A 15,613-nucleotide genomic window follows, 5' to 3' on the forward strand; every position below is an offset into this window, starting at 1 on the left:
GACCAGTTCGCCGCTGGCCGGGTCCGGCAGCGGCAGGGTGCCGGGCCAGCGACTGCAGTCGGCCAGTTCTTCCTCGGGCCAGTCCTCGATGCCGGCGCAGCGGCCCAGCGACTTCGACCAGAACGCGTCCGGCTCAAGACACTGGCACACGCCGTTGTCGGGATAGGTGCCAGGGTAGTCCAGGCATTGTCCGATATCGGCGTCAGGCACACAGCGGTCGCTGCTGTGAAACGAATAGCCCGGCCGGCAGCGGCATAAATACTCCTGGGCGCTATCGTCCCAGTAGCGTTCGGCCTGTGGGCCATAATCGCCGCAGTCCAGCCCGGGTCCTTCATCCGGTTCGGGGCAGGACTGGTCGGCATCGATCACGCTGCCGTCCGGGCAGGTTTGCTGTGTTTCCGGCTCAGGCTCGGTTTCGGGTTCGGGGTCCGGCTCGGGTTCGGGCTCGGGTTCGGGTTCGGGTCCAGGTTCGGGTTCCGGCTCGGCGAGCGCCGCCAGGCAGCCGTAGGCATCACCGCCGTAGCGGCTGAGGCGGCTCATCAGCACCGAGGCTTCGAGTTTGGTCATGCTTTGTCCGACCCGTTCATAGCGCGCATTGCCGTCGTAGGCTGCTGTGCCGCAGGCGGCGATATTGAACAGAAAACAGGGCGGCGGGTCTCCGAAAGCCTTTGCACGCCAGACGCAGAAACTGCCTGAGCCATCCGCGATCTCCACCGGTGGCCGGATGCCCCAGCCCTGGCTGGGGATGCGGCCCGGCGGCAAAATGCTGACATCCAGAGTCAGATTCACGCTGCCGTGACCGGCCTGACTGACGCTGATATCCACCGGTACGATGGCGGGCGTGGCGGTGACAGGCGCGCTGAAGAACAGGGTAAAGATATAGCGCTCCTTGAAGCGCATATCCGCCACGCCGGGGTTGTGCATGTTCGGCGGCCAGGCCGCATCGTTCATCGGCCAGACATCCAGCGATGTGCCGCCCGGAAGGGTTACTGCAACCCGGACGTGTTCATTCGTCAAGGCCCAGTTCCGGACCTTCAGCCAGCAGGTGCGCGACGGGCGTGCGCCGGCGGTGATCTCCAGGCCCTCGGCACACTCGAGCTCGGCTTCCAGCGGCCCAACCTGGACCGGCTCGGTTGATTCGGGCGCGATGGCCAGGGTCAACCAGATACTTGCATCGGCAACATCGATGCAGTCTCCGGGCTGTGGCTGCTGCCCGATAACGGTATCGGGCGCGACGTCGTCGGCTTCTGCTTCAGAGCGTATCGGGGCACTGGCGCCGAGGCTGTCGAGTGCCGCAATGGCGGCTGTCGCGCTCAGTCCCTTCAAATCCGGCATCGCTTGCTGACCGGCCGGGCAGTCGTTGACGGCCAGGCTGGCTGTCGCGGCAGTCGAAATGGTCTGACCGGCATCGCTTGTTGCCGCGGCCTGGACAGCACCGGAGAAGCTCCGGCGCGCCACGCTGGCGCACTCCAGCCACCAGGTCTCACCGATATCAAGTCGGTCATTGCCGTTGACATCGCCGGCGATCGCATCGACCGGGGCGCAGTTGGGATCGGCCAGCGCGATGTTTTCGAGTACGGCATCGCCGACGTTGGTCAATTCATACTGCCAGGCAATGGCCTGGTCTCTGGCTGCAGTCTGCACCGCCGGATGCACTTGCAGCGTCATGGCCGGGCGGGTCGGCGCCGGTTCCATCGGGACGATTTCGGACCGTTCCGTTTCCCCGCGATCGAGCGCTTCGAGCAGTTGGGTGATGGGCAGTTCGAGGCGGCCATCCCGATACTCCGAGGCGCTGGCCTCGATGGTGATGCGGTCACCGAAACGATCAGCGAAACGCACAAGGTCTTCGCGCTTGAGCGTGAAAAGCACCTGACCCGAAGCGGTCGTCTGCTGTCCGAAACCGGACAGTCGCACCTGGGCCGTTCGTCCCACGGCGCTACCGGCGCGGGTGTCGTGCAGTTCGAGGATCAGGCGCAGCGCATTTTTGCGCGCATCCGCGTCGAGCACGATCGGAAAGTTCCATATCCTGGGTGCGTCGCCACTGGCGGGTATGCTGATCGTGCGCATGATCTCAATGGAGTCCGGCCTGAGCATAGGTGCCGGCGTGGATTTCGGCCGGTATCCCGAAAGCTCGACCTGCGCTATTGGCGTTGCGCCTCCGGTCAGCGCCGAGTGCAAACGCAAGCTGTCGAGATCCAGATCGACCCGGGCCTGGCCCCGGGTCACCGGAAACTCATGGTCGGCCAGCGTCAGCCGGCCGTCGGCGGCGACGGGGAGGCCGCTGAAATAGGATTGGGCCTTGTCGTAGAACAGGAAACGAAAACGGACCTGCTCGAAACGCAGCAGCTTGACAATCACTTCAGTGGGCAGGGCAGTGGATCGCCGTGCGGCAGGCAGCGTGGTCCGATAAACGAAATAATCCGGTGCATCTACGCTGAGCTTCAGTGCGTCGGCCTGGGCGGGTACCGTGAAACGGGCCAGCCCGTCGTCATCGCTGCGCGCCATATTGCCGGCGACCATGACATCGGCGTGGGCAACAGGTTGAGCGTTCTGCCGGTCGATCACCCGGATCGTCAGCTCGGCTTGCTGGTTGTCGGCGCCGGCAGAATCCGGCGCCAGAGCCGTGCAGCAGGCCGCCAGCAGCCACAGGGCGGCCCACCACTGGCCGCCACTGAGGGCCAGACCCTTCACTGACCGCCGCCGTTTCGGCGCGGCGGCCGCGGCCGGTTCGGGTTGGCTGCCGGCTGGGCTGGCTGCATGCGCCGGCTGCCTGGTGTGACGTTGAGCGGCTGACCAAAAGTCTGCGAGAACATCCGATACGCCACCTCCTGGCCCAGCTCGCGGTAGCGCAGGTGGACCTCCGTGACCTGCTCGTAGCCGTTGTCACCGCCCTGCCAGCTGTCCTCGACAATCGCGGCTTCATGCGGCTGGGTGGTGTACTGGGCGATGATCTCGTTGGTGTCGATGCGCGTCAGGCGTGCCTGGAAGGACTCGACCGGAACGCCCTCGATGCTTGTCGTTCCCAGTGAGACGATCTCGAGCATCAGCTCGGCGTAGCTCAGTACGGCATCGGCTTCATTCTTGCGCAGATCGCCTTCTCGGCTGAGCCGGCCCTGCAGCTCGTTTTCCTGCTGGGCGCGGCGTACGGCCGTGTCGTAGTGCAGCGTGTGGATGCCGACCCGGCCGAACAGCCACTCGAAGCCGGTGTGAAAGCGCTGCAGCGCGTCGGTCAGATTGACGCTGATCGCCTGACGGTCTTCACTCTGGCGAACTCCGGTTTGCCGTGTCGTGCTGGATGCGCCCCCCTGAAAGGACTGCTGGAGGTTGCTGGTCACATCGCGCTGATCGGCCTGCCACTCCGAGGTGGCCGAGCCCAGGGTGCGCCCGAGCATCACCAGCACGGAGGGTTGACCACTGGCCTCATAGTTGCGCTGGATTCCAGCCGTATCGTAAACAGCCGCTGCCGAGGTGGCCGTGGGCTGATCGCTGCTGAGGGTCTCTGGGTAGCCATCGCGGTAGTGCTGCGCCGAGGCCGGGTCGGCCAGTACGAGCAACAGTCCAAACAGGCAGACAGTGGTGGGCCTGTTCATGACTGTTCCCGGACCTCGACGATGAAGTTGTGTGGCGGCGGCTGGCGCACGGACACTTCCTGATAGTTTCCCAGTGATTTGGGCGGCATCACCGTTCGCTTCCAGCCGGTCACGGGTTCCGACGGGGCCTGCTGGGCGTCGAGGAACTGAGTGCGCGACTCCACGATCATCGGATAGTCGGTGCAGTTGACGTAACGGACGAAAACGCTGAGATTGCCGCTGGTGTCGCGACGCCCCTGGACCTGCTGCACCAGCATGCGATTGCGCAGCGTGTAGTCGGTCAGGCTGACGGTCGACAGGGGCAGTGGCACCATGGACCGGCCGTCCGGCGGAAACAGATAGCTGCCGTCGCCACGCGGCGTGACGCCGTCCGGCGCGCCGCGGAAGTTGCACTCGGGGTGGGTGGAGTGAGGTATTCCGGGTGAGGCGCAGGCCGCGATCAGGCCGACGATCGCGATCGCGGCCAGTGCGCGGAGCAGTGAGGCAATTCTCAGCAAAGCGCAGTTCATCGTCATCTCCTCAGCGGTTGACGTGTTCGGTCGGGAGTGGGCGCTTGTAGGGTTCGATACCGATCCAGTCGCAGTCGGAGCCGTCGCCCACGTGATTGGAGTAGGTGAATGGCGCGACGTTGGTGTAGGCCTCGACCGGGTTGTCCTGTGCGTCGAACAGAGCGATGCGCAGATCGGATCGATCCAGGCCGGCATCGTCAGGCTGTTTGATGGTCGTGCCGACATGAATGAATTCCGGCAGATTGTCCCAGTAGCGGATATCTGCGGCAGGCTTGGTGCGCTTCGAGGCGATGGTGCTGACCAGCCCGAGCAGCGCCAGGCCGGCACCGACATTGGCCGTGCCGCGATCAAAGGTGTTGTTCGAGCGCCGCGCGCTGGCCATCGTGGCGATGCCGCTGGTGGTCAGGGCCTGACCGAGGGCCTCGGTGGAGTCCTTGAACTCCGCCTTGCCGGCGTTGATGACGTCCACGGCGCGGCCACCGCGCGTGGCTGCCTGGAAATAGATATTCTCGGCCGGCACCAGGGGCACCGGACGGTCGTTGGCGGCCAGGGCAATGGAACGATCGCGGGTCGCTTCGGTCCGGCCTGGCGCCCAGGAGCGCACGTAGTAGAGTTTTTCCTTGTGCTCGCCGGTTCGCATCTTGACCGGACCGGAGTTGACAAAGGCCAGGTAGAGCAGGTTGGCGTCTGCCGACGGAGGACTGAGTTGATCGTTGAGCAGGTAGGCTTGCTCGTACAGATCCCGGGCAAGATCGGTGTCGCCATTGCACTGCGATGCCCAGCCAGCCAGGTAGTAGAACAGGGAGAAGTCCTTGGCGTAATCGGCATCCTCGGCCATGGCGTCCTGTTCCAGGCCGCCGAGCATGGCCGCACGCGCGTTTTCATAGTCGTCGTGCTCCAGGAAGACCAGCCCGCGGTAGAAATAGGCCATCGCCCGTTCGTACGGATCGCCCTTGAAATCCTTGACATATTCGGCGGTGAACTTGCTGCGCGCCTTGCGTGCCTGATCATTGTCGGCGTAAATGGTTTCAATGCGGCGAATGGCCTGATCGAGCGCATCTCCGGCGTGCGCAAATTCGCCGTGTTTGAGCAATTCCAGCCCGAGGCGCAGGAAATTGAGTACCGCATTGCGCTCACCCTGCTTGAGAACGGTGGCGTAGTAGCTGTGAAAGTCAGCAGGGCGACCCCGGGTGAATGCAAGCAGCCGTTCCTCGTCAACCGGATGGTCGCGTATAGCCGGATTGCCTCCAGCGCCACCGCCCCCGGTGGCGCATGCAGCCAGGCCAAGAACGGCAAGTATGCAAATTACATGGCGAATGTTCATGGCTCTCCCTAGCGGTAGATCGCGTCGTCCTGGGCAAACTTGGAGAATTCGAACTGATCCGACCAGACGATGGTGCCGTACTCGAGATCCACCATCTCGAAAGTAATCTGGTTGTAGCGCTGAATGACTCCGGTGCGCCGGTCGGTGGCGTCGAGCGTCTTGATGCGGCCGGCCAACCGATAGTCGGCGCCTGCCGGTGCGCGCGTCATCCCCCGGGTGCCGGTGTCGACGACGCCCTGCCGTTTCAGGTCGCGCTCCTTTTCAACCATGCCGGCGTATTCGCGCGCCACGAAGATGACCCGGCCCTGGCTGGCCTGGATCAAGCCGGTACGCAAGCGGTCGACAATCAGCCGCTTGTTGAGGAATTGCGAGCTTTCGTTGTGGAAGTAGGCTGCGTCGACGATCACCCGCGGCGGCGTCGTGTGGTTGCCAAGCGCGCCGCTGCTGATGAGGCTGCGCATCATCTCCTCGGACATCGAGACGATGTCCTGCGACTCGATGCCGACGCCGGAGACTACGCCGGTGGTGGCCGGATCGATGTACTGGGTTGGTCGACCAGGAGCGTTGTAGACGCCGGTGCCGGACGGGCTGGCACAGCCAGCCAGCATTGCGGCAAGAGCAGTGGCGATAGCGAGTTGTTTCATGGCGGGTGGCTGCCGTGATTGGCCTGACCTCAAGGCTATCGCGACAGATGCGCGGGCACTATGAGTAGGTCTACTCATTCGATGTGGCCCTGGAGAATGGCGCGCAGCAGGGCATTCTGCCCCGACAGCTCAAGGCGGTCGCAGATGCGGGCGCGGTGGTTCTCGACCGTGCGGATGCTCAGCCCGAGTCGCTCGGCTATTTCCCGGCTCGTCAGTCCATCGCCGATCAGGCGGACGATATGGCGCTGGCGCGCCGTCAATCGGTTATGGCGCTCGTTCACCCGCCCAATGTAGGCGAGCCTCGCAGCTGGCCGGAATAGGCAGGTCTACTCAAATCCGGCCAATTGCAAACCAGTGCCGATCAGTTGTCATGACCGCTTCTGTAGTGTTCGAGCGCGAAGCGGAGCAGTGCGTTGGCGCCTCTGATCTCCAGCTTTCGGACCATGTTCGCGCGGTGGTTTTCGACCGTCTTGGGACTGATCGACAGCAGCTCCGCGATCTCCCGGCTGGACTTGTACTCGGCCACCAGATGCAGCACCCGCCGCTCGGCCGGCGAGAGCAGCTCGACGGGGGAGGTCAGGCTGGGATCGCCGTGCTCGTCGATTCGTCCCGGTAGCCCGGACCCGAGGTATCGGCGGCCGCGCCGCACGGTGAGCAGACAGCGGATGACCTCCGATTCGACATGTTCCTTGAGCAGATAGCCGAATGCACCCAATTCGACGGCCGCGCGCAGGTAGCCGGTGTCGTCGTACATCGTCAGCATGACCACGCGCGGCGCGTCCGGCCAGCGCATGACCTGCGCCAGCACATCGAGCCCGTCGGCTTCGGGCATGGCGATATCGAGTACGGCCATTGAGGGGCGATGCAACCTCAGCAGGCGCAGGGCCTGCGCCCCGTCTCCAGCCTCGGCGACCACCTCGAACTGACCGCTGGACTGAATCACCTCGCGCAAGCCGTGGCGGAAGATCGGGTGGTCGTCTGCGATGAGAATCGACTCAGGCATGGTGGTGCGGCACGATCAGATGGATTCGGGTGCCTTGCGGGTTGACATTGCCGATGTGGATTCGCCCGCCGAGCATTCGGGCTCTGGAGCGGATGCCGTCGAGACCATGCCCGTGCCCACGATCATCAGGGCTGATACCGCGGCCGTTGTCGATGATCTCCAGCTCGACCCGGTGCCGATTGCCGCGCAGTCGCAGCTTGGCCTCGCTGGCATTGGCGTGACGCAGGATATTGGATATCCCTTCCTGGACGATGCGGTAGAGCTGCAGTGCCTGCTCGTCGGTCACGGAGGGGGGATTGATCTCGCATTCCAGATCAACCGACGTGGATTCGAAGACGTTGTCCAGCATTGATTCCAGGGCGCGTTTCAGTCCGAGGCGGTCGAGCTGGTGCGGGTGCAAGTGACTGACCGAGACCCGCAACTCACTGAGGCAATCGTCGGACATTTCACGCAGGGTCCGGGCCTGCGGAATATCGTCCTCGTGGCGCCGCAGACGGCTTGCAAGCAGCAGCAGGTTCTGACCCAGTCCGTCGTGCAGCTCGCGCGCGATGCGTCGTCGCTCGCTGTCATGCGCGTTGACCAGCGCTTGTCTGGCGGCCAGCTTTTCGCTGTTGAGCGTATTGATTCGATCGGCCAGGGCAAAGGAAAACAGCATGACTTCGGCAGCCGTACCGAGCTGCAAACCGTGTTCGCTCCACCAGCTCGGCGTCACCAGCCCCATTGTGCGCAAAGCGAGCAACACCACGCCAGGAAGAAACAACACCAGCGCCAGGACCACAAACCGAGACTGACGACAACCCCTGATATAGGACAATACGACCGGAATCGGGTAGATCAACACAACGGCCAGGGCGCCCAGGACCGTAACGGCCATCACGGCACTGCGGTAGTCAATAAACATCAGCGGCAGGATGGCCAGCGCAGTAGCGGCCAGGCCAATCAGGGCCAAATGGCCGGCGGGTACGTAGGTTCGTGTCTGCGCCAGGCGGGACACGAAACAGGCCCCCGCTGCGATCATCACGGCGACACCGGTTACCGCGGCCAGATTGCTCCAGGCGGTCCACTGTGGCCACAGCCACAGGCTGGCATGGCCGAACAGGCTGGACTGAAAGATCAGCAGGCCGATCAGGTACAGCACGTAGTAGCCGTAGGCCAGATCGCGGACGGCCAGCAGCAGAAAGAAGTTATACACCGCCATGGCCAGCAGGAAGGCGTAGTACACGCCGAAGCCGAACTGTGACAGCGCGACATGTTCGATCAGCGTCTCGCCGTCGTGCAGCAGGAGTGGCACAACGGTCGAGCCATTCGAGGCCACGCTCATGTAAACCGGCCGCTCGAGCCGGTCGGGGAGCTCAAGCAGCGGAGTCGGGTAGCGCTTGAGGTCCGGCGAGCGCGGGCGCGTGTCGCCGGCTGCGATGTGTCGCCATCCTCTGCTGGTCGGCAGATAGATATCAATGCGATCGTTCTGGGTGTAGGCGACCTCGATCAGACGGTTGACGCTGCGACCGTCAGCCGGCATAACCCGGAACCACCAGGTCGATGAGGTGTAGCCAAGGTTGATCTCAGAGGTATCGACCGGCCTGAAACGCGATGCCGGTGACAGACCGGCGACCTGTTCGATGGTCAGCAGGTTGTCCGGGTCTTCCAGTATCCAGACATCGAGCGAGGGCCGGGAGTCGGCCGCCTGGGCGCCTGAAGCAACGAGGTGTGCCAGCAACAGGCCGAACGCGGTCCACCTGATCACGGCATCGACTCTGTATCACTGACCCTGCGGATGGGCACACTGCCTCCCGGCCGGAATTCGTGCTGATCAACATAGCCGAGGGCCCGTCAGCGGTCAATTCATGTCTGCATACGCTATGCTTTGCCCCAGGGCGTGGTCGCCACAGTTCAAGCAGGAGAGTCATGGGCAGTCAAGACAGTCGTCGCGATGGACATCGCCTGATTCTGCGCCAGTCGCGTGTCGAGGACTACGATGATATCGCCGAGATCATGGATCGGGTCTACAAGGGCCTGGATGGCGCCTGGACGCGGGAGCAGTACGAGTCCCAGGTCACGCGCTTCCCCGAAGGCCAGATCTGCATCGAGGACAACGGCAAGGTGGTCGCCGCGGCCATTTCACTGATCGTCAAGTACAGTCGCTGGGGCCAGGATCACCGCTACTGGGACATCGTCGGCAATGGTTACCTGACCACCCACGATCCCAAGGGCGACGTGCTCTACGGCGTGGATGTCTTCGTTCACCCGGACTACCGCGACCTGCGCCTGGGCCGGCGCCTGTACGATGCGCGCAAGGCGCTGTGCGAGACTCTCAACTTGCGCGGCATTGTTGTTGGCGGCCGCATTCCGGGCTACAAGCGCTACGCGGAGGAATTGACGCCCCAGCAATACGTGGCGCAGGTACGCGCGCGCGAGCTGGTCGACCCGATCCTGACCTTCCAGCTGGCCAATGACTTTCAGGTCCGGCGCATTGTCAAGGGCTATCTGCCGGATGATCGCGACTCGGCCGGTTACGCGGTGTTGCTCGAGTGGGTCAACATCTACTATGACGAGGGCGAGCAGAAAATGATCGGTGGCCGGCCGTCCGACGTTCGGGTCGGTGCCGTGCAGTGGCAGATGCGGTCGATGAAGACCCTGGAGGACCTCTACAGCCAGATCGAGTATTTCGTCGATGCGGTATCCGGCTATCAGGCTGATGTCGTGCTGTTTCCCGAGTTCTTCAATGGCCCGCTGATGGCGCCCTGGAACGACCAGGGACCGGCCGAAGCCGTGCGCCAGCTGGCCGGCTATACCGAAGCGATTCGTGACCAGATGCTCAAGCTGGCGGTGTCTTACAACATCAATATCATCGCCGGATCGATGCCGGAATACGACGGCGAGCGGCTTCGGAACGTGTGCTACCTGCTCCGGCGCGACGGCACCTGGGATCGGCAGTACAAGGTCCACGTCACGCCCGACGAGGTTGCCTACTGGGGACTGAAAGGCGGCGACAAGGTACAGGTGTTCGATACCGACTTCGGGCGCATCGGAATCCTGATCTGCTACGACGTCGAGTTTCCCGAGCTGCCGCGGCTGATGGCCGATTCGGGCATGAACATTCTGTTCGTGCCCTATTGGACCGACACCAAGAACGCCTATCTGCGGGTGCGACGCTGTGCCCAGGCACGCGCAATCGAGAACGAGTGCTATGTCGTCATTACCGGTTCGGTCGGCAACCTGCCGCGGGTCGAGAATATGGACATGCAGTATTCTCAAGCGGCGGTGTTCACGCCCTCGGACTTCGCTTTCCCGCACGACGCGGTCGCACATGAGGCGACGGCTAACACCGAAACGATGCTGATCGCCGACCTCGACCTTGACAACCTGCGCGAGATTCGCTCGCATGGCTCGGTGCGCAATCTGGCCGACCGGCGACTTGACCTGTACGAACTGCGCTGGAAGGATGGGGGCGGAGAACGGTAGCCCGACCTGTCGCGGATGCGACCGCGACCTACGAACACGGTCCGCACGCAGGTCGGGGCCGCGTCCCCGACGGACGAGCCCCGGGGTCGGCACGCATGGCGGGACATCCATCGACCTTTCGGGAAACCCGCGCAACCGTGGACGCCGGGGGTTCGGATATCTCGTCTAAGGGCTATAGGCGAAAATGGGAATGGGTTAAAGGGGGCGCTGTTATCATTGGTGGACCACTCGAGCAGGAGCGAAACAATGAGCGGTATCACCTGGGGAATCATTGGCCTGGTCGCGGGGCTTGCGGCGGGTGCGGGTGCAGTCTGGCTGCTGGTCGCGCGCCGCGCGCAATCGCCTTCGGTCACTGAGCTCAAGGCAGAAAACGAACGATTCCGCGAGGAGGTCAACGCGCACTTCGTGCAGACCGCCGCGCTGATCAATCAGCTCACCGACAGCTACAAGGCGGTATTCGACCACCTGAGCGATGGTGCTGATCGACTTGTCGACAAGGACGCAGTACGCGAGCGCATGCCGCAGGTCAGCGGTCGGGAAGTGCGCCTCAAACACATCGGCGCGCCGGCCGACAGGGACGATTAGGTCAGAACCGCCGTGCGTAGACGAGCGACCAGGACTCGATGCCCTGATTGGGGTCCTCCAGGCCGGCATTGGAGTAGTGAATCACCCGCACACGCAGGCTGTCGCGGTCGCTGAATCGAATACCTGCGCCAAATCGGTCCTCGAAGTGCAGCCGTGAGCCCAGTTTCTTGTCGCCGACACGATCGTCGGTAAAGTAAGCGGCACCCAACCCGATTTCCAGAAACGGCTTCCAGCGGCCGCCGAACTGGTAGACGAAAACCGGTGAGACCGACACGGTCTGCTGATCGCCGCTCAGGTCGCCCGCCTCCCACCAGGTATACGCGAAACTCCAGTAGCCGGTCAGATGGCCGGCGTCGCGCTCGAACCAGCGCTGCTCCCAGTCGAGACCCAGTGCGATACTGGCCGTGTTCTGTCCCTCGCTGGTTACGCCGGGTGCAAGCAGCACTTCGGCGGCTTGGGTCCCGATTGCGGGCGCCAGGCTTGCTATCGCGAACAGCGACAGGGTTCGCAGGTTCATGGGTCGGGCTCCAAGGGTGAAAAACGCCGCCACATCATAGTCAATCCACTAGCCGAATTGCGAGCGCAACAGCGATCGAATCCGTTCCCGGGTGCTGCGGAAACGCGCCAGCATGTCTTCGCCAGACAGCGCAGCGTCGTCGGTCGCCGGGTCCGGAATCGGCCAATGCAGGTGCTCGACGCCCGGCGGCAGGGCAGGGCACACTTCATCGGCACATAGCGTGATGACCAGGTCCAGGCTGGCCGGATCGAAAACCTCGACGGATTTCGAGCGGTGATGCGAGATGTCGATGCCGATCTCGGCCATGGCCTTCACTGCCCAGGGGTTGACTGTGGCCGGCCGCGAGCCGGCGCTCATTACCTCGGCCCGGTCGCCGAGCGTGTCGCGGGCGAGGCCCTCGGCCATCTGGCTGCGCGCCGAGTTGGCCACGCAGAGAAACAGAATGCGCTGCCTGTTCATTGGCCGGCGTCCCGTGCCTGTTTCGCGGCATCGTCGAACCACCGGCGCTTGAGCCACAGCGCCACGGTGACCAGGCCGATCAACACCGGCACCTCGACCAGCGGGCCGATGACGGTGGCGAACGCCACCGGGGAGGACAGGCCGAAGGCGGCAATGGCCACGGCGATGGCCAGCTCGAAATTGTTGCTCGCCGCGGTGAAGGCGATGGCGGTTGTGCGCGGGTAGTCGGCCTCGATCAGCTTGCCCATCCAGAAGCTGATGATGAACATCAAGACAAAGTAGATCACCAGCGGCACGGCGATGCGCAGCGCATCGAGCGGCAGCCCCAGCACGGCCGATCCCTTGAACGCGAACATCACCGCGACAGTAAACAGCAGCGCGAACAGCGTGATCGGCCCTGTTGCGGTCACAAATACGTTCTCGTACCAGTCGGTGCCGCGGCGCCTGATCAGGATGCGACGGCTGAAGTAGCCAGCGGCAAACGGGATGCCCAGATAAACGAGGACGGCCTGGGCGATGGTTCCGAAGCCAACATCAATCACGCTGCCAGCCAGGCCGAACAGCGGCGGCAGCACGGCCAGGAAGAGCCAGGCGTAGAGGCTGAAGAAGATGAGCTGGAAAATCGAATTGAAGGCGACCAGGGCAGCTACGTACTGGTTGTTACCGCCGGCGAGCTGGTTCCAGACAATCACCATGGCGATGCAGCGCGCCAGGCCGATCAGGATCACGCCGGTCATGTACTCGGGATGGTCGCGCAGAAACAGCACCGCCAGGGCGAACATCAGCACCGGGCCAATCAGCCAGTTTTGCACCAGCGACAGCGCCAGCACACGCTTGTCGCGAAAAACCAGCGGCAGCTCCTCGTACTTCACGCGCGCCAGCGGCGGGTACATCATCAGGATCAGCCCGGCGGCAATGAGCAGGTTGGTGTGGCCGATCGACAGCTCGTCCAAAGCTGCCGGTAAGCCGTCGAGGACGCTGCCCAGCACGGTGCCGATGGCCATGGCGGCAAAGATCCACAGCGTCAGGTAGCGGTCGAGAACAGACAGCCGCTTGCGTGGCGAATGGCTCATGTAAATTCCACGGGATGGATTCAGCAGCAGTCGCGTACCCGACCAAGCAGTTCGGCCAGCTCACCCATGTGCTCCGACGACAGTGCATAGCGCACCCGCGGGCGTTCGAACTGGGCGACGACGATGCCCGCCTGCTTGAGGATGCGCATATGCTCGGAAACGGTCGACTGGGCCAGACCGACCTCGTCGACGATATCTCCGCCAATGCATTGCTCGCGGTCGAGCAGCAGGCGCACGATTCTCACCCGCGCCGGGTGGGCCAGCGCGCGGGCGACTTCGGCAATCCTGTTATCGATGGGCATCCACAGATTCGTCTATCGTCGATCATCGATATTATAGCGCGATTGCCTCGGCACGGACACCATTGTCGTGATGAAGGCAATCTTCCCCCGGCACTTGAGCAGAGCCGATCGCTACGACCGAGAGTATGGTCTGGCCCGGGCGGTCGGAAACGTCGAGGGAATAAATTACCTTGCACAACCGTCAGTCCTTATCGAAGGCGCCGAAACTGACGCCTGCAGCGTCTCCAAGAGGCGAAATGACTCCAAAAAAAAGGATCAAAGCATGAAGTTCTTCAAGCAGATTGTGACAGCAACACTTGCATCACTGGTTTGGGTAAGCAGCGGCTACGCAATCATGATTTCAGGAGGGTTTACCGGAAACTGGTTCAACCCAGAAACCAGCGGCCAGGGTTTCCAGCTACAGGTTCTCCCTGATGGCCGGGCCGTTGCCTTCTGGTTTACCTATGATGCCAATGGCAATCAGGTCTGGCTGATCGGCGACTCGCAGATTCAGGGCAACACCCTGGAAATGCAAATGTCACAGCCCGTCGGCGCCACGTTCGGGCCGGGCTTTGATCCCGAAGACGTCGAGCTGGTTCCCTTCGGCACACTCACCCTGACGTTCGGTGACTGCAACAGCGGCATGGCCACCTGGGCGAGCAGCAATCCTGATTTCGGTTCCGGCCAGATGTCCCTGCAAAGACTGAGCAGCTCCGCGGGCGTCCGATGCACGGGTTCGCTTGCCGACAACAACAGCGGGTTTTCGGAGCTTATCGACTTCCGGGTTCCGCTGCTCAATGAGGGGACATTCCCGCTCGGTTCCGGGCATGCCGACTACGAGTCGCGTCCTGGCAACATCGATTTCGACGTTGAAATCGAAGACGTCCCGGTCGGAGACTACACGCTTCTGGTTGACGGCATCGCTCGCGGCACGATCCAGGTGGTCAATGTCGACGACGGCACCGAGGGCGAAATCGAGTATTCCAGCCCGCAGGACGGAGACGATCTGCTTCTCGATTTCGACCCGCTGGGTGCCCTGATCGAAGTGGCGGAGGGCAGCAACGTGCTCTTCAGCGCCGTATTGGAACCGGGTAATGGCGGTGATGATGGCGGTGACGACAACGGTGGCGGAAGCGACAACGCGCCTCCGTTCGGCAATACCGAAACCGAGGTCGACCTGATCAATACGGGCCTGGACCCCGACGCCAGCGGCGACGTGGAGCTGGAGCAGCGCTCCGATCGCGTCGAGTTCGACGTAGAGATCGAGGACCTGGATACCGGAACCTACGAGCTCTGGGTCGGTGGAGCGCTGCGAGGCCAGATCGAGGTGTTCGTGACCGCTGACGGTACCGAAGGCGAGCTGGAGTTCCGCAACCCGGTCGAGACGGGAAAACTGCCCCTGGACTTCAACCCGATCGGAGAGATGATCACGATCGAACAAGCTGGCAGCGTCTTTCTTGAAGTCCAGTTTCCCACCGAACTTGGCGGGGGAGACAATGACGACGACGGCAACGATGACGACGACGACGATGACGATGACGATGACGATGACGACGATGATGATGATGACGACGATGATGATGATGACGACGATGAGGACGGCGACGACTGATCGCTACCCCTGGTCGTAGCCGGCCGACGGGTGTCTGGAAGGGATAGGCGCGCAAGCGCCACACCAACACAGGCAACAGCGGTTGTCCACGTGCCCGCCCGGCAGTCCGGGCGGGTTTTCCAGTAGTATTGGCGCCACTTGAAATGAATCGAGTTCGGATATGTCAGATCAACGCCAGGCACCCGTCTGCCTCATTCTGGTAGTGCTCGCCGGCCTGGCTCTGGCTGCGGGTCAGCCAACAGACCTGATCGCCGCGTCCCGCCTGCCGGCGTCCGGAACAGTTAGCATGATGATTTCGACCGACCGCATCATTCGCCAAACAGAGGACGACGCCGAGGACGACGCTGAGGACGACGCCGAGGACGATGCCGAGGATGACGCCGAGGATGACGCCGAGGACGACGCCGAGGATGACGCCGAGGACGATGCCGAGGATGACGCCGAGGACGATGCCGAGGACGACGCCGAGGATGACGCCGAGGACGACGCCGAGGACGACGCCGAGGATGACGCCGAGGACGACGCCGAGGACGACGCCGAGGACGATGCCGAGG

Annotated in this window: 13 protein-coding genes and 2 pseudogenes; 3 read left to right on the forward strand and 12 right to left on the reverse strand. The window is 63.1% G+C overall.

Annotation, left to right across the window (positions count from 1 at the left end; translation table 11 throughout):
* The first annotated feature begins 394 nt into the window (after positions 1–394).
* A pseudogene (locus HND55_06510) lies at positions 395–508 on the forward strand (endoglucanase).
* Positions 509–2,687: 2,179 nt separating this feature from the next.
* On the opposite strand, the gene HND55_06515 reads toward HND55_06510, so the two are convergent.
* The 7 genes from HND55_06515 to HND55_06545 all read right to left on the reverse strand — a co-directional run bounded on the left by HND55_06515 (position 2,688) and on the right by HND55_06545 (position 8,814).
* The gene (locus HND55_06515) at positions 2,688–3,590 is read right to left on the reverse strand and encodes a hypothetical protein (GenBank protein ID QKK02332.1); all 903 of its coding nucleotides are present in this window, start codon (positions 3,588–3,590) and stop codon (positions 2,688–2,690) included.
* Positions 3,587–4,099: a hypothetical protein gene (locus tag HND55_06520; GenBank protein QKK02333.1), complete on the reverse strand. Its 513-nt coding sequence runs from the start codon at positions 4,097–4,099 to the stop codon at positions 3,587–3,589. Before HND55_06520 ends, HND55_06515 begins: the two co-directional genes overlap by 4 nt.
* A 10-nt stretch (positions 4,100–4,109) precedes the next feature.
* Entirely contained in the window at positions 4,110–5,423 is a 1,314-nt protein-coding gene (locus HND55_06525) for a hypothetical protein (protein QKK02334.1), read from the reverse strand.
* Positions 5,424–5,431: 8 nt separating this feature from the next.
* Positions 5,432–6,067 (reverse strand): penicillin-binding protein activator LpoB, encoded by a 636-nt coding sequence (locus HND55_06530; GenBank protein QKK02335.1) that lies wholly within the window; start codon positions 6,065–6,067, stop codon positions 5,432–5,434.
* Positions 6,068–6,141: 74 nt separating this feature from the next.
* On the reverse strand, positions 6,142–6,357 hold the full coding sequence (locus HND55_06535) for a helix-turn-helix transcriptional regulator (GenBank protein QKK04024.1): 216 nt from the start codon (positions 6,355–6,357) through the stop codon (positions 6,142–6,144).
* A gap of 71 nt (positions 6,358–6,428) precedes the next feature.
* Positions 6,429–7,070, reverse strand: a complete 642-nt coding sequence (locus tag HND55_06540) for a response regulator transcription factor (protein ID QKK02336.1) — start codon at positions 7,068–7,070, stop codon at positions 6,429–6,431.
* The gene (locus tag HND55_06545) at positions 7,063–8,814 is read right to left on the reverse strand and encodes a hypothetical protein (protein QKK02337.1); all 1,752 of its coding nucleotides are present in this window, start codon (positions 8,812–8,814) and stop codon (positions 7,063–7,065) included. The genes HND55_06540 and HND55_06545 overlap by 8 nt, the downstream gene beginning before the upstream one ends.
* 161 nt (positions 8,815–8,975) lie before the next feature.
* On the opposite strand from HND55_06545, the gene HND55_06550 reads away from it, so the two are divergent.
* Positions 8,976–10,532, forward strand: coding sequence for a GNAT family N-acetyltransferase (locus tag HND55_06550; GenBank protein QKK02338.1), 1,557 nt, complete (start codon positions 8,976–8,978; stop codon positions 10,530–10,532).
* Positions 10,533–10,778: 246 nt separating this feature from the next.
* On the forward strand, positions 10,779–11,117 hold the full coding sequence (locus HND55_06555; protein ID QKK02339.1) for a DUF1043 family protein: 339 nt from the start codon (positions 10,779–10,781) through the stop codon (positions 11,115–11,117).
* Position 11,118: 1 nt separating this feature from the next.
* Here the strand turns inward: HND55_06555 and HND55_06560 are convergent, their stop codons facing one another.
* The 5 genes and pseudogenes from HND55_06560 to HND55_06580 all read right to left on the reverse strand — a co-directional run bounded on the left by HND55_06560 (position 11,119) and on the right by HND55_06580 (position 15,055).
* Complete coding sequence (locus HND55_06560; GenBank protein QKK02340.1) at positions 11,119–11,634, reverse strand: acyloxyacyl hydrolase; 516 nt, start codon at positions 11,632–11,634, stop codon at positions 11,119–11,121.
* Positions 11,635–11,682: 48 nt separating this feature from the next.
* Positions 11,683–12,093, reverse strand: a complete 411-nt coding sequence (locus tag HND55_06565; GenBank protein QKK02341.1) for an arsenate reductase ArsC — start codon at positions 12,091–12,093, stop codon at positions 11,683–11,685.
* Positions 12,090–13,166, reverse strand: coding sequence for an ACR3 family arsenite efflux transporter (gene arsB, locus HND55_06570; protein QKK02342.1), 1,077 nt, complete (start codon positions 13,164–13,166; stop codon positions 12,090–12,092). Before arsB ends, HND55_06565 begins: the two co-directional genes overlap by 4 nt.
* A 20-nt stretch (positions 13,167–13,186) precedes the next feature.
* A complete protein-coding gene (locus HND55_06575; GenBank protein ID QKK02343.1) occupies positions 13,187–13,468 on the reverse strand; it encodes a winged helix-turn-helix transcriptional regulator in 282 nt (93 codons plus the stop codon).
* A gap of 1,491 nt (positions 13,469–14,959) precedes the next feature.
* Positions 14,960–15,055, reverse strand: a pseudogene (locus tag HND55_06580) (peptidase).
* Positions 15,056–15,613: the final 558 nt, after the last annotated feature.

The sequence above is a fragment of the Pseudomonadota bacterium genome, from assembly GCA_013285445.1.
GTDB lineage: Bacteria > Pseudomonadota > Gammaproteobacteria > Xanthomonadales > Wenzhouxiangellaceae > Wenzhouxiangella.